Origin of the sequence: Serratia sp. CY43202 (genome assembly GCF_052168755.1) — a bacterium.
GTDB lineage: Bacteria > Pseudomonadota > Gammaproteobacteria > Enterobacterales > Enterobacteriaceae > Serratia > Serratia bockelmannii.
This window is the reverse complement of record NZ_JBJNMB010000006.1, coordinates 298,334-316,746: the sequence shown is the minus strand read 5'-3', so window position 1 is coordinate 316,746 and position 18,413 is coordinate 298,334. Positions and strand designations below refer to the sequence as shown.

Below are 18,413 nucleotides of genomic sequence, written 5' to 3'. Positions count from 1 at the left end.
GCAGCGAACAACGCCGCAGACCGTATAGCGTCAGGGAAGATTGCCGAGCATCGCCGGCGTGCGCGACGACTGTCGCAAGGCGCGTCCTATTTCCTCGTGGCTGAAGATAATAGAGTGATGGTTGCAGGCCAGCGGATGCACCTGCAGATGTTGGCTGATTGCCGACAGGCCATTGTCGGCAATCGCCAGCAGTTCCCGCTCATCACCCAGGCCGGTGATATTCAGGTTTGCATGTTCGGTCGCTTTGAACAGCGTGATGCGGGCATGTTGCAACGGTGCGCTGAGCGTTTGCTTCGCCAATGCCAGCTCCGTCGGCTCTGCCTTTAAGGCCCGCTCGGCGGCCTCGCCGTCAATACCCAACATGGCCAGCATCGCCGCCAGCATGCCCGGCTCGCTGCGAATTTGGAACGGGGTTCGGTAGAAAGTATCCAGCAGGAACAGCTGGATGTCGCGATAGCCCTGGCTTTCCAGTTGAGCAGCCATCTCCAGTGCGATCAGCCCTCCTAGCGACCAACCCAACAGACGCACGGGGCGCGCCAGCGACAGCCGCATATGGCCGAGGTAATACGACGCCAGCTCGCGCAGTGAAGAGATGTGTGGTTGCTGAAACAGGTTGTAATTGTTGATGCCTAACACATTGAAATCCTTTTCCAAATAGTTCGCCAGATCGCGGTAAACATCGCAACCGGTGACGGCAGGGTGGATCATCCAGACGCTGTCGGGGCTGATAGCATGGTTCAGGCGCTCTACCTGTTTAAAGGTAAAACTGGCCTGATTCAGACGCGTCAACAACTGCTGCAAAGGCTCTGAGGTGACGGGAGCCGTTGCGGGGACGCCGTCGGTGATAATACGGGCTTGACCGCGCAGCGTCGGGTGAGCAAACAGCGTTTTAATGCCTAACGAATGCCCATATCGCTTGAGTTTGACCAGCAGTTGAATGGCATGCAACGAATGGCCGCCCAGCGCGAAGAAGTCATCGTCACGGCCAATGCGCGTTGTGCCGAGCAGTTCGCTCCACAGTTCGGCAAGCTGCAGTTCCAGCTCGCCTTGCGGGGCCTCATAAGCGGCGGTTTCCAGCATGTTGGCAGGTGCCGGTAAAGCCTTGCGATCCAGTTTGCCGTTGGGCGACAGCGGGAAAGCATCAAGCCGGATAAAACAGGATGGCACCATAAAGTCCGGCAGATGCTGCTGCAATTGCCGACGCCATTCGGTGGCTCCGGCGCCTTGCTCAGGGGCGACGACATAGGCTATCAGACGCTTGCCGCCGCTCTCGTCTTCCCGTGTCAGAATGGCAGCGTCTTCAACGCCCGGATACTGTCTGAGCAGCTGCTCGATTTCACCTAACTCAATACGCAGACCGTGGATTTTGACCTGGAAATCGTTTCTGCCCAGATACTCAATGTTGCCATCCGGCAGCCAGCGAGCCAGATCGCCGGTTTTATACAGGCGAGCCTGTGGCTCAGGGCTGAAGGGATCGGCGATAAATCGCTCGGCGCTCAGCTCTGCGCGGTTCAGATAGCCACGGGCAACCTGAATACCGCCGATGTGCAATTCGCCGGCGATGCCAGGCGGCAACGGCTGCAGTTGGTCATCCAGAATGTGGAGCTGGGTATTGGCAATCGGTTTACCGATCGGTACCAAGGGACGTGGATCATCGGGCAGGCATTGCCAGCTGGAAACGTCAACGGCAGCTTCTGTCGGGCCGTAGAGATTGTGCAGTTCCGCCTGCGGCAACTGCTGCAGGCAGCGTTGTACCGTGGCGAGCGGCAATGCTTCGCCGCTGCACATAATGCGTTTCAGGGGAGCGCACTGCGCCATATCGCCGTGGCGTAAAAACAGCTGTAGCATCGAGGGAACGAAATGCAGCGTGGTGACGCCGTGTTGTGCGATGCAGGCGCTGAGATAATCCGGTTCCTGGTGACCGCCAGGTTTGGCGATGGCCAGTCGGGCGCCGACCATCATCGGCCAGAAAAATTCCCAGACAGAGACGTCGAAGCTGAACGGCGTTTTCTGCAGCACAACATCATCCGGCGTCAGTGGATAAGCCTGTTGCATCCACAGTAAGCGGTTGATCACCCCGCGGTGTTCGTTCATCACCCCTTTAGGTTTTCCCGTTGAACCGGAGGTGTAGATCACGTAAGCCAGGCTGCGCTGCAGATCGGCGGCCAGCGGCGGTGGGTTGCCATCCGGCGTTTGTCTCCACAGGTAGCTTTCACGCTGCAGATGTAACCGTGGTACGGCGATATCGCGCAGCGGGTGCAGCGCGTGTTCGCCGCCATCGTCGATCAGAACGAATCTGGCGCCGCAATCTTGCAGCATGTGGCGTAGACGGTCCTGTGGATAGTCGGGATCGAGCGGTACGTAGGCGGCGCCAGCCTTCAGAATGGCGTAGAGGGCAATCACCATCTCCGGGCTGCGGCTGACGCATACCGCGATGCGATCGTCAGGCTGTAAGCCCTGCAGCCGGAGAAAGGCGGCCAATCGATTAGCCTGTTGATTCAGCTGTTGATAGCTGATCTCGAGGTTTTCGTAGCACAGCGCCGGCGCCTCCGGCGTCAGCGCGGCCTGTCGTTCCAGGAATTGATGTATGCCTTGCGGCATGTCTGCCCATGTTTGTTGGGTGTCATTCCATTGATGAAAGATTTGCTGTCTTTCCTGTGGCAACAGCAGCGGTAACTGCCCCAGCGGCAGCGCCGGATCGCCATCCAGCAGCGTGTCCAATAGGTGCAGTATGCGTGCGGCGATGCGTTCACCGTCTTCCTGGCTGAACCAGGCCTGATTGAGGTTGAACTCCAGCAGCGGATCGTCACCCGGATGGTAATGGCGCAGGTAGATGCCGAGGGGCAACTGTTCCTGACCGTGGTGCAGGTTTTCAACCTTGAACTGGCTGCCTTCCAGTTCGATGTCGGTCGGGAAAACTTCCAGTGAAAAGCTGATATCGAACAGCTGGCGCCGCCCCTGCTGATGCAGATTCAGATGGCGGTTGAGTTCGGCAATGGGGAAACGCTGGTGGCGATAGCACTGGCGCAGCTCACTGCCGATTTGCCGCAGTAAGTGGCCGAAGGGTTGCTGCGAATCGACCGTGATGCGCAGTGGGATCATCGAGGAAAACATGCCCAGCGTTTGCTTATGTTCGGCGGTACTGCGGTTATGTACCGGCACGCCCAGCGTGAATTGATCGGTTTGCCAAATCCGGGCGAACCACGTGGCTAGCAGAGCGCTCAAAAAATGCATCGCAGAACCGCCCTGTGCGGCGGCGTATTGCTCCAACTGAAGGAAACGCTCGCGTGGCAGCCGCTTGATTATCTGGCTGCTGGGGTAGGTTTGCTGCTCACAGTGATTTTGGCGGCGCTCCAGCATGGAAGGGGGCGAGTTGATGAAGCGTTCCAACCAAAAATCACGATCGCGCTCGTAGCGTGGCGATTGCTGATAGGTTCGATCGCTGGTGACGAAGTCTTGGTAACGTGAGCGGGGGGATTCGTTTTTTACCCCTATTTTTAATTGTTTATAGCGCTCCATGATCATTTTGCTCAGCAGAGAAATTGAGGTGCCGTCCGCAATCAGGTGATGGGAAGCCAGCAGCCATAGCGTGCTGGATTCGCCGATTTTGGCCAGATGGCAGCGCCAGAGCAGGCCGTCATATAGTGAATAAGGCTGCAGGAATTGAGAGCGAAGGTGCGCTTCCGCTTGGCCGACGGCATCCTGTCTGCGCGAAAAATCGTGGTAGTGCAGGTCGATATAGGCCCGGTCGCGGGGTTCCTGAGTAATGCCTTGCGGCGTTTCTTTCAGCGTGGTTTGCAGCGCATCATGTTGTTGCTGTATTTGCCGTATGGCCTCTTGAAACAGCGGCAGCGAAATCTCGCGCTCTACGCGCCATAAACACCCAACGTTATATAAGGGTATGTCGGGGTTTAAAGATTGATCTAGCCACACGGCTTGTTGCACGGTCGTCAGGGAATAAGCGGACACGGAACCACCTCCAAAAATAAGGAATTAAGCGAATTAAATAAAGTGAGTCGTAGCCAAGTACTCGAACATTATAAAAGGTGGTTTTTAAATTAGCCCGGTTTTACATTAAATATTTTTAATAGTTCAGCTAAATTATTACATTTGTAGTGATTTTTTAATTAATTATTTCGATATCATTTATTTTTAATCTGATTTTCTTGCTGTTTTTTATAGGCTGCCAATCGTGGATTACTGTTTTTACGAGGATTTGGTTAATGTGTGTTTATCTATCCAACTGTTTTTGATGTATTTTATTTTTTGTTGGTATAAGGAAGTATGACGATAACTGGTTGCGGAAGATAGAGCAGTTATTGGGGGGAATATGGGCTTTCGCTTCTCTGGCTGGGACAACAGACTGAATCATAAAAAATTATAAAGAATTTCTTATCATATATTATTCTAAGCGAAATAATGAAAGTAACGTTTATTGCCACTTTATGTATTTCTTCAATCGTTAATTTTGCGGTTAACGGCCATGTTAGTATGACGATTAAATTAAACTGAGATGAATGATCTGTTATTGGATGATTAATTGATTAACTTTAATGAGATAATAATGGAAGGCGTTGTCGCTGATTGAAATTCGACATGAAAAGGCGCAACGCGAACGGTGTCTCGTTGCGCCGCAGTACCCCGGTATGTGGGGAGGAAAGAGCGAGTTAGCTGGCGGCGGTTTTGACGAGTTCCACCACCAGCGGTGAAAGCTCGCCGCGCAGCGCGGCGCGTTCCGACTGGAACAGCGTGGCGACGTAAAAACGCCGGCCCGGCAGTTCGATGGCGCGCACGTCGCCTTCGGTGTCGTGGCCGCTGATCATCAGCGGGAAGCGCTTAAGATCGGCGACGAATTCCGGATTCACGCCGAAGTTGCAGTGGTAGCCTTCATGGGTGTTCAGGCTGCCGTAGGCCTGCGCGACGCGGGTCTTGGGCTGAAAAACGATGTCGCCGGTTTTTTCCACCAGCGAGCAACTCAGCGGGGCGATCACCAGCCGGCCACCGCTGTCGGTTTCCGCATGGCCGGCGTCGTGCCAGCCCATCACGTTGCGGGCGTATTCGACGATGGCGTATTGAAAACCACCGCAGGAGCCGAGGAACGGCACGTCGTTTTCCCGCGCATGACGGATCGCCATAAAGGCGCCGTCATCGTAACGATACGGGCTGCCTGGCACCACCCAGATGGCGTCGAAATTTTGCAGCGTTTCGGGGGAGATCAAGGTTTCGGTCGGTAGCCACTGGGGCTGCACGTCAATATCGAGATGGGCGGCGGTGAGCTGGAGCGCCACGGGGATGGCCTGATGGGCCACGGCTTGCGGGTTGTAATCACCGACCAGAGCAATGCGAACTTGAGCTTTCATCATTTCCGTTCCTGTGCGGGTAAAGAAGGAGATTACAGGAAAGTAGAGTGTCGAGCCGCCGTTTTTTAAAGGTGGCGCACAAAAAAGCCCGGCATTGGCCGGGCTGAAAAAAAAGGTCAGTACAGCGAGGGCGCACCAGCCGGTCGGGTTTTGAAACGGCGGTGCAGCCACATGTATTGCTCCGGCGCTCGCATGATCTCTTTCTCGATCACTTTGTTCATGTAAGCCGCCGCCGCCTGTTCGTCGCTGAGTGGATAGTCTTCCAGGGCCGGCTGGATCAGCAGGTCGTAGCCGCGGCCGCCTTCGCGGCGGATCAGCACCACCGGCACCAGCGCCGGGTTGGCCATGCGCGCCAGCATAAAGGTGCCGCTGGTGGTAGCGGCCTGATCGACGGCGAACAGCGGGGCGAATACGCTGCCGCGCGGGCCGTAGTCCTGATCCGGCGCGAACCATACCGCCTCGCCGCGCTTGAGCGCGTGCACCATGCCCCGCAGATCTTTGCGGTCGATCATCGCCTTGTTGGAACGCATGCGGCCTTTGGTCTGCGCCCACTCCATCGCTTTATTGTTGTGCGGACGGTACATCGCCATCATCGGCTGGCACAGGCCCATTGCCCGGCCGCCCAGCTCCAGCGACATGAAGTGCACGCCGATCACCAGCACGCCACGATCGTCGCGCTGCGCCATTTTGAGGTGGTTGATGCCGGAGACGTTGAACCAGCGTTTGACGCGTTTATCCGACCAGAACCAGGCCATGCCGGTTTCCAACAGGCCCATGCCGAGCGATTCGAAGTTGCCCACCACCTTGCGCTCGCGCTGCGCTTCGTCCATCTCGGGGAAACACAGCTCGAGGTTGCGACGAGTGATGGTGACGCGGCGTTTGAGAAATCGCATCGAGGTACGCCCCATCCACACTCCCAGCCGATTGAGCAACGGGTAGGGGAGCTGGACCAGCAGGAACAGCAGGGCGAGGCCGAACCAGGTTAACCAGTAGCGCGGGTGCAGCAAGGCCAGTTGAAATGCTTTGGCTGATTTCATAGAAACTCTTTTTATACGTTAAAAGGGGCAGCAAGCTGTAACGCATATAAAGGTTCCACTCGATAGCGATACGACTACTCAGACACCCAGGTACGGCCAGGGTTTAGTCGGAATTCCATAATTGACTAAACATTTACATTCGAAGGGCGGTTTGCGCTGCTATCAGGCTTCGGAGGGATAGCTGTTGGCCAGCGGAGGCGGCTCTAGGAACGTGTATGTTAACACAGGGTACGGGGTGTGGCGGAAGAGGGGCATGCGAATATTCTCATTCGCGTTGCCCCTGTGTTGACGATTGGCGACGGTTTACAGGCTGGGGAGGATGATGGCGGCGAAAATAGCGACGATCACCAGCCACTTCAGCAGGTAGTAACCACGGCGGTTGCGCGCTTTCAGGCGTTGGCCGGCATCGCGCACTGCGTTGACGTACTTGAAGATGCGGTTGATGCCGCCGGTGCGGTCCTGATCGTCGTTCGGCGAGCTGGCTGCCGACATCAGCGTGGCGCCGACCCAGTGGTTGACCGCCTGCGCCCAGCGCCATTTCATCGGCCGTTCGACGTCGCAAAACAGAATGATGCGCGTCTGATCGGTGGCGTTCTGCGCCCAGTGCACGTAGGTTTCATCAAAGATCACCGCCTCGCCGTCACGCCAACTGTGCTGCTCGCCATCGACCTCGATGAAGCAGCGATCGTCGTTGGGCGTCATCAGCCCCAGATGGTAGCGCACCGAGCCGGCGTAAGGATCGCGGTGTTTACCTAAATGGCTGCCGGGCGGCAGCTCGGCGAACATCGCGGCCTTGACCGACGGGATGCGGTTGAGCAGCTCGACGGTTTTCGGGCACAGCGTTTGCGCCGAAGGGTGGCTGTCGCTGTACCACTTCAGATAAAAACGTTTCCAGCCGCGCTTGAAGAAGGTGTTGAATCCGGCGTCGTTGTGCGACTGCGCCTTTTTGATGTGATCCTGCAAGCGCACGGCTTCCTCGCGGATCACCTGCCAGTTGTCGGTCAGCGTCTGCAGCTCCGGGAAGCCTTTTTCGTCGAAATAGGGCTGTTTGGCGGGCAAACGGGAGAAGCCGGTCATAAACATGTTGATCGGCCCCATAAAGGTGGAGTGATCGAACAGTTGGCGGGTAAGCTTTTGTTTCTCTTTGCCGCGGGAGTGTGCGTAGAGGAAGCTGATGATAAAAATGCCGATAATGATCGCGGCAACCATAGAATCCATCCCTGTTGGTGCTTGTTAAAAATTCGTACAAATTATAGTTTTGTGACAGGAAAAATTTAACTTTTTCGTGCGCTTTCCCCCGCTCATACTGCTTGGTGGCATAAAAAATCAATAAAACCGTTGGTAATAAAATTTTGTATCGATTTTTTTGGTTTTAGTCCTATTCTTAAATCGTTCAAGGGGCATTTCATGCCATCTTGTTTCATGACGAATGGCACGTATCTGAGAAAAGAGGGACTTATGAAGAAATCAATCATTGCCTTGTCTGCACTGCTGCTCGCTTCCCCGGTGTTCGCTGCTGAAACTGCGACCGACACCGCCGCTCACGCCAGCAACGAGGTCGTCGCTGAGGCGCATAAAGGGGCGGATACCGCCAAAGAAAAGCTGCACCAGTCTCAGGACAAGGGTGAAGAGCTGAAGCTGAAAGCCAAGCACGCCGCCGAAGGCAAGAGCGACAGCGTCGGCAGCAAAGTGAGCGAAGGCTCGCAAAAGGCCTGGCACTCCACCAAACAGGGTACGGAGAAGGCTTGGGACAAGACCAAGCAAGGGGCGGAAAGCCTCAAGAACAAAGCGACCGAATAAGGTCTCCGCTTTACCCCAAGGGCCGCGCTGCGGCCTTTTTTATTGCCCGCAAACCAGAGCCTATGCCCCCGCTTTGTCGCCCCGAGTAAAACGTGAGAGTATTCTTCATCGATTGGCGACTCAATCGTAAGCAAGGAGGAAGCTCTATGAGATCCCACTGGGTAAGGCGTTTATTTACACCCTCACCAACCTGGACAGGCAGAGCATCGGTTATCTTGGGTCTGCTGGTGTTTGGGGTGTTGAGCGGGCTGGATAGCCTGGGTGTGGAGTTGGACGGGTGGAAGCGCTCCGTGATGGTCGCGGCCGTGGCGGGTATTTGCTATTTCATTGCCGGATATATTGATAAGCGCATTCCGCGCAAAGCCCCGCCAATGTAGGCATAAATCAGACAAAGAAAAAGGCGCTTATCAAATGAGATAAAGCGCCTTTTCAACACGTTAACTGACTAGTATCAGTTCATGCCGTATTTTTTCAGCTTCTTGCGCAGCGTGCCGCGGTTGATGCCCATCATCAGGGCTGCGCGGGTTTGGTTGCCACGGGTGTATTGCATCACCATGTCCAACAGTGGCTGTTCAACTTCAGCCAGTACCAGCTCATACAGGTCATTTACGTCTTGACCGTTCAGTTGAGCAAAATAGTTCTTCAGTGCTTGTTTAACCGAGTCACGCAGAGGCTTTTGAGTCACCTGATCTTGTGAGTTAACGGTAGAAACGGTCAGTACGTCAGAATTTACGCGTTGTTCGAACATAGTTCTGTCAGCTCTTTTTTTACGCTAAGATTTTCGAAATATGCCTCCAACGCCTCCAGCTGTTCGCTGGCATCCTCTATGGCGTTGAATGTGCGCCGAAACTGGTCATTCGGAGCGTGTTCCTGGAGATACCAGGACACGTGCTTACGAGCAATCCGGAATCCCTTGCCTTGGCCATAAAAGCCGTGCAATTCCCGAATGTGCCCAATCAACAAGCGCTTCACCTCGCCAAGCGGCAGCGGCGGCAGCAACTCCCCAGTGTCCAGATAATGCTGGATTTCCCGGAAGATCCAGGGTCTCCCCTGAGCAGCGCGGCCTATCATCAGGGCATCGGCCCCGGTGTAGTCGAGCACTGCTCTGGCTTTATGCGGGTCAGTAATATCCCCATTCGCGATAATCGGAATGGAAACACTCTGCTTAACTGCCCGAATGCTGTCGTATTCCGCGTTGCCGTTAAACAGACAGGCGCGGGTTCGGCCGTGAATCGTCAGGGCCTGAATACCACAGTCTTCGGCCAGTTGGGCAATCTCTACACAGTTACGATGCTCTGGCGCCCAGCCGGTGCGAATCTTCAGCGTTACCGGCACATCCACCGCGTCAACCACCGCGTGGAGGATCCGTTTAACCAGATCCGGGTACTGCAACAAAGCGGACCCGGCAAGCTTCCGGTTCACTTTTTTGGCCGGGCATCCCATATTGATGTCGATGATCTGCGCGCCGCTGGCCACGTTGATACGCGCGGCGGCGGCCATATCATCAGGATCGCATCCGGCAATCTGCACGGAGCGGATCCCTGGTTCATCGCTATGCACCATACGCAGACGCGACTTATCCGTCCGCCACACCTCCGGGTTGGAGGAGAGCATTTCGGATACAGCCATCCCAGCACCCATTGCATGACAGAGGGTTCTGAACGGGCGATCTGTAATACCGGCCATCGGGGCCGCAATCAGGCAATTAGTAAGCTGGTGGTGTCCAATGCGCATAGACAAAGAGTGACCATACTGTGTCCGCAAGGGCGCGTATATTACGCATTTTTGCGTCGAGATGAAAGGCCAAACTTTAACCAATTGGCCCTGTATTAGGGCGAAAAATGCGCTACGCGGCGATTCATAAAAATATTATATATATTTTACAATGAGTTGACGAAAAGTGCTTATTTTGTGTGCGGCAAAATATTCGCCTTTGTGCAGAATATTATCTGCATTCGCCCGCTATTTTTGCTGGTATAGCCTGTCTGGAAGGCGCATTGTCAGGGCGATCCGTCGTTGAACGGCAAAAAATTGCATAAAATTTTGTCTCGTCCGTCTGGCGATCGCCGGACAAAAAAAAACCACCGGCGCAGGGCCGGTGGATGAGGGGGCAATAGACCGTGACGCTTACTTGCGGCGGCCGGTGATACGGCACCACTCTTCGCGCTCGGCGACCGGATCGAGCGTGAACTTCTCTTCGTAGGCTTCCGCTACGCTGCTCGCCTGGCTGGCCAGCACGCCGGACAGCCCCAGATGACCGCCGGCCTTCGGCAGGCAACCAATCAGCGGCGCCAGCTCGCGCAGCGGGCCGGCGAGGATGTTGGCGACCACCACGTCCGCCAGCAGGTCCGCCGGCTGGTCTTTCGGCAGATACAGCTCCAGACGCTCTGAAACGCCGTTACGCTGTGCGTTGTCGCGGCTGGCCTGAATGGCCTGGGGATCGATGTCGATGCCGATAGCGCGCGCCGCACCCAGCTTCAGCGCGGCGATTGCCAGGATGCCGGAACCGCAGCCGAAGTCGATGACGGTTTTGCCCGCCAAATCGAGGCCGTCCAGCCACTGCAGACACAGCGCGGTGGTCGGGTGGGTGCCGGTGCCGAACGCCAGGCCCGGATCGAGCATCACGTTAACCGCGTCGGGATCGGGAACGTCGCGCCAGCTCGGGCAGATCCACAAGCGCTCACCGAAGCGCATCGGGTGGAAGTTGTCCATCCACTCGCGCTCCCAGTCCTTGTCTTCCAGCTGTTCTATCTTGTGGCGGAAACCGGCGCCCAGCAGCGGGTGCTGTTCCAGCATCGCCACCACCTCGGCCATATCGGTTTCGGCGTCGTACAGGCCGATCACGTCGGTATCGCCCCACAGCAGGGTTTCACCCGGCAGCGGTTCGAACACCGGGTTGTCGTGGGTGTCCTGGAAGGTCACCGACACGGCGCCGCTTTCCACCAGCGCGTCGCTCAGGTCTTCCGCCTGGCTGCCGGTGGTGTTCAGTTTGAGTTGGATCCAAGGCATAGCAATTCTCTTTAAGAGGGTAATGATGACGCCGCCCGGCGCTTTTCGCCGACGACGTTACCGAGATAAAACGCCAACAGGCTGAGCAACAGCGAAGGCACGATAGGATGCAGCCCCGCCGGTTGCAGGTTGAAGCTGGCCAATAGCGTATAGCATACCGCACCCGACACCATTGAGCTAAGCGCTCCCTGAGCATTGGCGCGTTCCCAATACAGGCCCAGCACCAGCGGCCACAGGAAGACCGCCTCCAACCCGCCGAAAGCCAGCAGGTTGAGCCAGATGATCATCTCTGGCGGCCGCCAGGCCGCCAGCAGCACCAGCAGACCGAGGATCAGCGTGGTCAGGCTGGAGAAGCGCTTGATCAACCGCTCGTTGTGGATCTGCTGTGGGCGTACGCCCAGATAGAGATCCTTGATGATGGTGGCGGAGGATTGCAGCAGCTGGGCGTTGATGGTCGACATGATCGCCGCCATCGGCGCCGCCAAAAAGATCCCGGCGGCGTACGGCGGCAGCACGGTGATCATCAGCGTCGGGATCACCTGATCGGGGATCTTGAGGTCCGGCAAGACCGCGCGGCCGAGCGCGCCGGCCAGGTGCATGCCGAACATCAGCACCGCCACCACCACGGTGCCGAGCAGAATGCCGCGATGCACCGCCTTGCTGTCTTTGTAAGAGATGCAGCGCACGGCGGTGTGCGGCAGGCCGATCACCCCGAAGCACACCAGGATCCAGAACGACGCCATAAACGGCAGGCTGAGGATTTGATCGCCGCCCTGCGGCGACACTAGCGCCGGATCGATCTGCTGCAGCTTGTCCACCGCGCTGTGCAACCCACCGGCGGCGTGGATCACCGCCACCAGCAGCAGTACGGTGCCGAGCAGCATCACCAGCCCCTGCATGGCGTCGTTCAGCACGCTGGCGCGGAAGCCGCCGAAGGCGGTGTACAGCGCGATGCTGATGCCGAAGATCAGCAGGCCGGTGTCGTAGGGAATGCCGGCGGCGGTCTCCAGCAGGCGGGCGCCACCGATAAACTGCACCGTCATGGCGCCGAGGAACGCCACCAACAGGCTAAGGCTGGCCAGCCACACCAGCAGGCGGCTCTGGTAGCGGCCATACAGCATGTCATTGAGGGTGATGGCGTTGTAGCGCCGCGCCAGGATGGCGAATTTCTTGCCCAGCACGCCGAGCGACAGCCACACCGCCGGTAGCTGGATCATCGCCAGCAGCACCCAGCCCAGGCCGTATTTATAGGCGGCGCCGGGGCCGCCTATAAACGAACTGGCGCTGATGTAGGTGGCGGTCAAGGTCATCGCCAGCACAAAGCCGCCCATCGAGCGGTTGCCGAGAAAGTATTCGCTGAGGAAATTCCCGCTCTGGCGGCGGCTGTAGGCATACACCGACAGGCCGAATACCAGCAACAGGTAGGCGACCAGCGGCAGGATCACTTCAGTTTGCATCGCGGTCCTCCAGCGAAATGTCGCGGAACACCGTGCGCACCATCAGCCAGCACAGGCCGGTGAACAGCAGCGGGACCAGCAGGCAGGCCATTTCGAACCAGTGCGGCAGGCCGGTGACGCCGATGGCGCTGTCCGGCAGGTAGGCTGCCAGCCCCCAGGCCAGCAGGTAGAGCAGCGTCAGCCCCAGCGCCCAGCGCGCTTCGCGGTGCGCCTGAATAAAGCGTTTGTCCATCCGTGTCTCCCATAGGTTTACGGTGATGGATTCATCAAAGGTAGGGAATTTTACGGCATGACGGCGTTTTGCCAAGCCGTTACTGGCGGCAGCGCCAAAGAAAAAGGCCGGTGATTAACCGGCCTTTCGTCAGACGATGCTGCGTGGCTGCCTTAGGTTTCCTGCAGACCCAGCTTCTTCTCCAGATAGTGGATGTTGGTGCCACCGTGCTGGAAGTTTTCGTCGTTCATGATCTTCTGCTGCAGCTCAACGTTGGTTTTGATGCCGTCGATGATCAGTTCAGCCAAGGCGTTTTTCATGCGGGCTATCGCCACGTCACGGTTTTCGCCGAAGGTGATCAGTTTGCCGATCATGGAGTCATAGTACGGCGGTACGGTATAACCGGCGTAAATATGAGATTCCCAACGCACGCCGAAACCGCCTGGCGCGTGGAAGCGTGTGATCTTGCCCGGGCTCGGCAGGAAGGTGTTCGGATCTTCGGCGTTGATGCGGCATTCTACCGCGTGGCCGTGGATCTTCACTTCTTCCTGTTTGATCGACAGCGGCTGACCGGCAGCGATGCGCAGCTGCTCTTTGATCAGATCCACGCCGGTGATCATTTCGGTAACCGGGTGTTCTACCTGAATACGGGTGTTCATTTCGATGAAATAGAACTCGCCGTTTTCATACAGGAACTCGAAGGTGCCCGCACCGCGGTAGCCGATTTCCACACAGGCTTTCGAGCAGCGCTCGCCGATGTAGCGGCGCATTTCGCTGGTGATGCCCGGCGCCGGCGCCTCTTCGACCACTTTCTGGTGGCGGCGCTGCATGGAGCAGTCGCGCTCGGCCAGATAGATGGCGTTGCCCTGGCCGTCGGCCAATACCTGAATCTCGATGTGGCGCGGATTCTCCAGGTATTTTTCCATGTACACCATGTCGTTGTTGAAAGCCGCTTTGGCTTCCGCTTTCGTCATGTTGATGGACTGCTCAAGGTCTTTGTCGCTGCGCACGACGCGCATGCCGCGACCGCCGCCGCCGCCGGAGGCCTTGATGATCACCGGATAACCGATGCGCTTGGCGAAGGCACGGTTTTTATCCATGTCGTCGGTCAGCGGGCCGTCGGAGCCCGGTACGCAGGGCACGCCGGCTTTTTTCATGGCGTTGATCGCGGAAACCTTGTCGCCCATCAGGCGGATGGTTTCGGCTCTCGGGCCGATGAAGATGAAGCCGGAGCGTTCAACCTGCTCGGCGAAGTCGGCGTTCTCCGACAGGAAGCCGTAGCCCGGGTGGATCGCCACGGCGCCGGTGATTTCCGCCGCCGAGATGATGGCCGGGATGTTCAGGTAGCTTTTTACCGATGGCGCAGGACCGATGCAGACGGTCTCGTCGGCCAGCAGAACGTGTTTCAGATCGCGGTCGGCCGCGGAGTGAACCGCAACGGTCTTGATGCCCAATTCTTTACAGGCACGCAGGATGCGAAGCGCGATCTCGCCGCGGTTGGCGATAACAATTTTATCAAGCATGGGGGCGCCTCGTTATTCGATGACGACCAGCGGCTCGTCATATTCGACCGGCTGGCCGTTTTCCACCAGGATGGCTTTCACGACGCCGGACTTGTCCGCTTCGATCTGGTTCATCATTTTCATGGCTTCAACGATGCACAGGGTATCGCCGGCGTTCACTTTCTGGCCCACTTCCACGAAGGCTTTCGCGTCCGGGCTTGGGGTGCGGTAGAAGGTGCCTACCATTGGGGAACGAACGACATGGCCACTCACGGCCGCCGGTGCTGCAGGGGTTTCTGCCGCAGGCGCGGTGGCAACGGCGGTAGCCAGGGCTGGCTGCTGCTGTGCCGGCATCGCGTAGGCCTGCTGCATGACGGGATAAGCCTGCGCCGGTGCGGCACGGCTGATGCGAACCGATTCTTCGCCTTCAGAGATTTCCAGTTCAGAAATACCTGATTCTTCAACCAGTTCGATCAGTTTCTTGATTTTACGAATATCCATGAGTGTGATTCCGTACTCTTTTTGTGGAGCAATTAGTGGGTTTTCGACAGACGGTTAACCGCTGCCTGTAAAGCGAAAGCGTAGCCATCCGCGCCGAGGCCGCAAATCACGCCTACCGCTACGTCTGAGAGATAAGAGTGATGGCGGAAAGGTTCGCGGGCGTGCACGTTGGACAGGTGGATCTCGATGAACGGGATCTGCACCGCCAGCAACGCATCGCGCAGCGCCACGCTGGTATGCGTGAACGCCGCCGGGTTTATCAGAATGAAATCGGTGTTGCCGCGCGCCTGATGAATGCGATCGATCAGCTGATGCTCGGCGTTGGATTGCAGATGGCTCAGGGTAATATCCAATGCGGATGCCTGGTTTTCCAATCCGTTAACAATCTCTGTCAGCGTCGTGCTGCCGTACTTCTCCGGCTCACGCGTCCCCAGCAGATTGAGATTGGGGCCGTTCAGAAGCAAAATGTGAAACTTATCCGCCATTGTGCTGGTATCTCCGGCAATAAAACCATCATCGTAGAAAATAACCCGATGTTACCGATTTGTCACCTGTTAAGGGGCAAATTCACCCTGAGAACAGAAACAAGGTCGGGCATTATAACGATATCGTAGCAATTCGCAGCTAAATACTGGTCTTATCAGCGAAGATATTCAACCCCAAATCGAGGAACTGGGGGATCCGTGACAGGAATATGAGCGCTGGAACACAGAAAAAGTTCCCGCCGGCGGCGCGCGTTTTTCCGCGCCAATAACGCGCACCGCCGCGCGATTCAGCGCCACCAGGCGCGGAATTTCTTGTAACGCAGGCCCAACAGCGCCACCGCCAACAGCGCGTAAATGAACGGCTGGGGGGAGAATGTTTTGACCGACCACAGGTAGTGGATGGGGGCGAGGATCGCCGCCAGATAGACGAAGTTGTGCAACGTTTGCCATTTGGCCCCCAGCTTGCGCATTGCCCACAGCGTTGACGTGGCCGCCAGCGCCAGCAGGATCAGCCAGGTGAGGATGCCGAGCGTCAGATAAGGGCGGTTCACCAGCTCGCTGCCCAGCAGGCCGAGGTTGCTCAGCCCCAGTTCCAGCGTGGAGTAGCTTATCAGGTGCAGCGTGCCCCAGGCAAAGCACCACAGCCCCACCAGACGGCGACAGCGGATCAGCAGCGGCTGACGGGCATAGCGCGCCAGCGGGGCGATCATCAGCGTGGCCAGCAGCAGTTTCAGCGTCATCCTGCCGGTAAAATGCTGAATGTCCTTGGACGGATCGGCGCTGAACCAGCCTTGATCCACCGCCAACACCAGCCAGAGAAAGGGCAAAAACGCCGCCAGATGCAGGGCGGCTTTCAGCCATTGGATATGAACAGGCGTCAGGTGCACTTAGAAATTCTCCCGCAGATCCATGCCGCGATACAGCGACGCTACCTGATCGGCATAGCCGTTGAACAGCAACGTCGGCTGCCGTTTGACGTCGAGAATGCCGCCGGAGCCGATAAAACGCTCGGTGGCCTGCGACCAGCGCGGATGATCGACGTGCGGATTCACGTTGGCGTAAAAACCGTACTCGTTCGGCGCAGATTGGTTCCAGGTGGTCGGCGGCTGATCGCGTACCAAACGGATATGCACGATCGATTTGATGCCTTTGAAACCGTATTTCCACGGCGTGATCAGCCGCAGCGGCGCGCCGTTTTGCGGCGGCAGAGTTTTGCCGTACACGCCGACGGTCAGCAGCGCCAGCGGATGCATCGCCTCGTCCAGCCGCAGCCCTTCGACGTAGGGATATTTCAGGCCGCCGCCGATAAAGCGATCTTTCTGGCCGGGCATCTGCTCCGGATCGTACAGCGTCTGGAAGGCCACGTAGCGCGCGTTGCTGTTCGGTTCAGCCAGCTTGAGCAGCTTGCCCAGTTCGAAACCGATCCACGGCACCACCATCGACCAGGCCTCGACGCAGCGCATGCGGTAAATGCGCTGTTCCAGCGGGAAACGCTTCATCAGATCGTCGATATCCAGCGTGATCGGTTTCGCCACTTCGCCGTCGATGCGCACTTTCCAGCCTTCGGTCTTGAGCCCGCCGGCGTTGGCGGCCGGATCGGCTTTGTCGAGACCGAACTCATAGAAGTTGTTGTAGCCGGTGACCTTGTCTTCCGGCGTCATCGCCAGCTGCGCCTGCCAGGCGGCCGGTTTGCTGAATTCCAGCGCTTTGCCCGGCGGCGCCTTGGGGCGATCGTTGCCCTTGAACCACGACAGCAGGTCCGCCTGCGCGCCGGTAGGCAGCGCCAGCGTAGCGGCGGTGATGCCGAGCGCCTGCAGCACCTTGCGCCGCTGGTGGAACACGCTCTCCGGCGTGACGTCGGCCTCAGTTAATTTCGGGTGTTTGTTCATGCTTATGCTCTCCGCGACTGATGCCCGCCGTCCGCGAGCGGCTGACGGGTCTTCATGAAATAAGCATGGCGTTAAAGCCGGCCGGAAGCGAGGGGGCGCGGGAAAATATGAAATTTCGCAGATGCGGGCGAACCCCCCGTTGCCGGGGGGAGAAGGTCAGCGGATTTTCACCAGGGTGCGGCCGGTGATTTGGTTGTTCAGCAGTGCGGCGGCGGTGGCCGGCGCCTGCTCGAGGGCGATTTCATGCGTGGCCTGCTGATAGAAGCTGTCCGGCAGAATGCCGGCCAGCCGTTCCCAGGCGGTTTGGCGGCGGTGCAGCGGCGTATGCACCGAATCCACGCCCTGCAGGCGCACGTTGCGCAGAATGAACGGCATCACGGTGGTCGGCAGTTGATAACCGCCCGCCAGGCCGCAGGCGGCGACGGTGCCGTTATAGTTCATCTGCGCCAGCACCCGCGCCAGCAGTTTGTCGCCGACGGTGTCCACCGCGCCGGCCCACAGCTGTTTCTCCAGCGGGCGCGGCGTGTCGATATAGCCATCGCGCGACATGACCTCTTTGGCGCCGAGTGCTTTCAGGTACTCGGTATTGCTGTCGCGGCCGCTGATGGCGGTCACCCGGTAACCCAGCGCCGCCAGCAGGGCGATGGCGGTGCTGCCCACGCCGCCGCTGGCGCCGGTGACCAGGATATCGCCGTCGTCCGGGTGTACGCCGCCTTCTTCCAGCGCCATCACGCACAGCATGGCGGTAAAGCCGGCGGTGCCGATGATCATCGCCTTGCGCTCATCCAGGCCGTTCGGCAGCGGCACCAGCCACTCACCGGAGACGCGCGCCTGCTCGGCCAGGCCGCCCCAATGGTGTTCGCCCACGCCCCAACCGGTGAGCACCACGCTTTGCCCCTCTTTGAAGCGATCGTCGCGGCTGTGGCGCACGGTGCCGGCGAAGTCGATGCCCGGCACCATCGGGAAGTTGCGCACGATCTTGCCTTTGCCGGTGATCGCCAGCGCATCTTTATAGTTCAGGCTTGACCAGTTGATGTCGACGGTGACATCGCCTTCCGGCAACCGATCGCTGCCGATATCTTTGATATGAGCCAGAGTTTGGTCGTCTTGTTGTTCCAATAACAGTGCACGCATGTCACTCTTCCTCTCGTTTACACTTTTC

Annotated in this window: 16 protein-coding genes; 1 reads left to right on the top strand and 15 read right to left on the bottom strand. The window is 57.8% G+C overall.

All coding sequences use genetic code 11. The annotated features are described in order from the left end of the window. Window positions 1-30: 30 nt before the first annotated feature. The 4 genes from ACJ8J5_RS14890 to lpxO all read right to left on the bottom strand — a co-directional run bounded on the left by ACJ8J5_RS14890 (window position 31) and on the right by lpxO (window position 7,606). Window positions 31-3,969 carry a non-ribosomal peptide synthetase gene (locus tag ACJ8J5_RS14890; protein WP_414104548.1) on the bottom strand — a complete coding sequence of 1,313 codons (3,939 nt, stop codon included), beginning with the start codon at window positions 3,967-3,969 and terminating at the stop codon, window positions 31-33. 698 nt (window positions 3,970-4,667) lie between these two features. Then, window positions 4,668-5,363: a CTP synthase C-terminal region-related (seleno)protein gene (locus ACJ8J5_RS14885; RefSeq protein WP_414104547.1), complete on the bottom strand. Its 696-nt coding sequence runs from the start codon at window positions 5,361-5,363 to the stop codon at window positions 4,668-4,670. A gap of 113 nt (window positions 5,364-5,476) precedes the next feature. Beyond that, window positions 5,477-6,397, bottom strand: coding sequence for a kdo(2)-lipid IV(A) palmitoleoyltransferase (lpxP, locus tag ACJ8J5_RS14880; protein WP_016930250.1), 921 nt, complete (start codon window positions 6,395-6,397; stop codon window positions 5,477-5,479). A gap of 303 nt (window positions 6,398-6,700) precedes the next feature. Beyond that, entirely contained in the window at window positions 6,701-7,606 is a 906-nt protein-coding gene (lpxO, locus tag ACJ8J5_RS14875) for a lipid A hydroxylase LpxO (RefSeq protein WP_025304427.1), read from the bottom strand. 249 nt (window positions 7,607-7,855) lie between these two features. Here lpxO and ACJ8J5_RS14870 point away from each other — a divergent pair, with 249 nt between their 5' ends. Beyond that, the gene (locus ACJ8J5_RS14870; RefSeq protein ID WP_016930249.1) at window positions 7,856-8,197 is read left to right on the top strand and encodes a hypothetical protein; all 342 of its coding nucleotides are present in this window, start codon (window positions 7,856-7,858) and stop codon (window positions 8,195-8,197) included. Between the two features lie 451 nt (window positions 8,198-8,648). Here the strand turns inward: ACJ8J5_RS14870 and fis are convergent, their stop codons facing one another. From fis to acuI, 11 genes are all read right to left on the bottom strand, one after another. Further along, window positions 8,649-8,945: a DNA-binding transcriptional regulator Fis gene (fis, locus tag ACJ8J5_RS14865; protein WP_000462905.1), complete on the bottom strand. Its 297-nt coding sequence runs from the start codon at window positions 8,943-8,945 to the stop codon at window positions 8,649-8,651. Then, window positions 8,927-9,931, bottom strand: a complete 1,005-nt coding sequence (dusB, locus tag ACJ8J5_RS14860; protein ID WP_025304426.1) for a tRNA dihydrouridine synthase DusB — start codon at window positions 9,929-9,931, stop codon at window positions 8,927-8,929. The genes fis and dusB overlap by 19 nt, the downstream gene beginning before the upstream one ends. 393 nt (window positions 9,932-10,324) lie before the next feature. Next, window positions 10,325-11,206, bottom strand: coding sequence for a 50S ribosomal protein L11 methyltransferase (gene prmA / locus ACJ8J5_RS14855; RefSeq protein ID WP_016930246.1), 882 nt, complete (start codon window positions 11,204-11,206; stop codon window positions 10,325-10,327). 11 nt (window positions 11,207-11,217) lie between these two features. Then, a complete protein-coding gene (gene panF / locus ACJ8J5_RS14850) occupies window positions 11,218-12,663 on the bottom strand; it encodes a sodium/pantothenate symporter (RefSeq protein ID WP_049208301.1) in 1,446 nt (481 codons plus the stop codon). Next, window positions 12,653-12,895, bottom strand: a complete 243-nt coding sequence (locus ACJ8J5_RS14845) for a YhdT family protein (RefSeq protein ID WP_043141891.1) — start codon at window positions 12,893-12,895, stop codon at window positions 12,653-12,655. Before ACJ8J5_RS14845 ends, panF begins: the two co-directional genes overlap by 11 nt. Window positions 12,896-13,047: 152 nt before the next feature. Next, window positions 13,048-14,397: an acetyl-CoA carboxylase biotin carboxylase subunit gene (gene accC, locus ACJ8J5_RS14840; RefSeq protein ID WP_019453177.1), complete on the bottom strand. Its 1,350-nt coding sequence runs from the start codon at window positions 14,395-14,397 to the stop codon at window positions 13,048-13,050. A gap of 12 nt (window positions 14,398-14,409) precedes the next feature. Then, complete coding sequence (gene accB / locus ACJ8J5_RS14835; protein ID WP_004936889.1) at window positions 14,410-14,877, bottom strand: acetyl-CoA carboxylase biotin carboxyl carrier protein; 468 nt, start codon at window positions 14,875-14,877, stop codon at window positions 14,410-14,412. A 32-nt stretch (window positions 14,878-14,909) separates the two neighbouring features. Beyond that, window positions 14,910-15,362 carry a type II 3-dehydroquinate dehydratase gene (gene aroQ / locus ACJ8J5_RS14830; protein ID WP_004936891.1) on the bottom strand — a complete coding sequence of 151 codons (453 nt, stop codon included), beginning with the start codon at window positions 15,360-15,362 and terminating at the stop codon, window positions 14,910-14,912. Window positions 15,363-15,649: 287 nt separating this feature from the next. After that, complete coding sequence (msrQ, locus tag ACJ8J5_RS14825) at window positions 15,650-16,249, bottom strand: protein-methionine-sulfoxide reductase heme-binding subunit MsrQ (RefSeq protein ID WP_414104546.1); 600 nt, start codon at window positions 16,247-16,249, stop codon at window positions 15,650-15,652. Continuing rightward, window positions 16,250-17,251, bottom strand: a complete 1,002-nt coding sequence (msrP, locus tag ACJ8J5_RS14820; RefSeq protein ID WP_025304423.1) for a protein-methionine-sulfoxide reductase catalytic subunit MsrP — start codon at window positions 17,249-17,251, stop codon at window positions 16,250-16,252. It abuts the gene before it with no gap. Window positions 17,252-17,407: 156 nt separating this feature from the next. Further along, entirely contained in the window at window positions 17,408-18,385 is a 978-nt protein-coding gene (gene acuI / locus ACJ8J5_RS14815) for an acrylyl-CoA reductase (NADPH) (protein ID WP_004936902.1), read from the bottom strand. Window positions 18,386-18,413: the final 28 nt, after the last annotated feature.

Coding starts and splice junctions, on each gene's coding strand:
- fis (WP_000462905.1), bottom strand. CDS start 8,945: ATGTTCGAACAACGCGTAAATTCTGACGTACTGACCGTTTCTACCGTT.
- dusB (WP_025304426.1), bottom strand. CDS start 9,931: ATGCGCATTGGACACCACCAGCTTACTAATTGCCTGATTGCGGCCCCG.
- prmA (WP_016930246.1), bottom strand. CDS start 11,206: ATGCCTTGGATCCAACTCAAACTGAACACCACCGGCAGCCAGGCGGAA.
- lpxO (WP_025304427.1), bottom strand. CDS start 7,606: ATGGTTGCCGCGATCATTATCGGCATTTTTATCATCAGCTTCCTCTAC.
- panF (WP_049208301.1), bottom strand. CDS start 12,663: ATGCAAACTGAAGTGATCCTGCCGCTGGTCGCCTACCTGTTGCTGGTA.
- accB (WP_004936889.1), bottom strand. CDS start 14,877: ATGGATATTCGTAAAATCAAGAAACTGATCGAACTGGTTGAAGAATCA.
- acuI (WP_004936902.1), bottom strand. CDS start 18,385: ATGCGTGCACTGTTATTGGAACAACAAGACGACCAAACTCTGGCTCAT.
- aroQ (WP_004936891.1), bottom strand. CDS start 15,362: ATGGCGGATAAGTTTCACATTTTGCTTCTGAACGGCCCCAATCTCAAT.
- accC (WP_019453177.1), bottom strand. CDS start 14,397: ATGCTTGATAAAATTGTTATCGCCAACCGCGGCGAGATCGCGCTTCGC.
- msrP (WP_025304423.1), bottom strand. CDS start 17,251: ATGAACAAACACCCGAAATTAACTGAGGCCGACGTCACGCCGGAGAGC.
- ACJ8J5_RS14845 (WP_043141891.1), bottom strand. CDS start 12,895: ATGGACAAACGCTTTATTCAGGCGCACCGCGAAGCGCGCTGGGCGCTG.
- ACJ8J5_RS14870 (WP_016930249.1), top strand. CDS start 7,856: ATGAAGAAATCAATCATTGCCTTGTCTGCACTGCTGCTCGCTTCCCCG.
- lpxP (WP_016930250.1), bottom strand. CDS start 6,397: ATGAAATCAGCCAAAGCATTTCAACTGGCCTTGCTGCACCCGCGCTAC.
- ACJ8J5_RS14885 (WP_414104547.1), bottom strand. CDS start 5,363: ATGATGAAAGCTCAAGTTCGCATTGCTCTGGTCGGTGATTACAACCCG.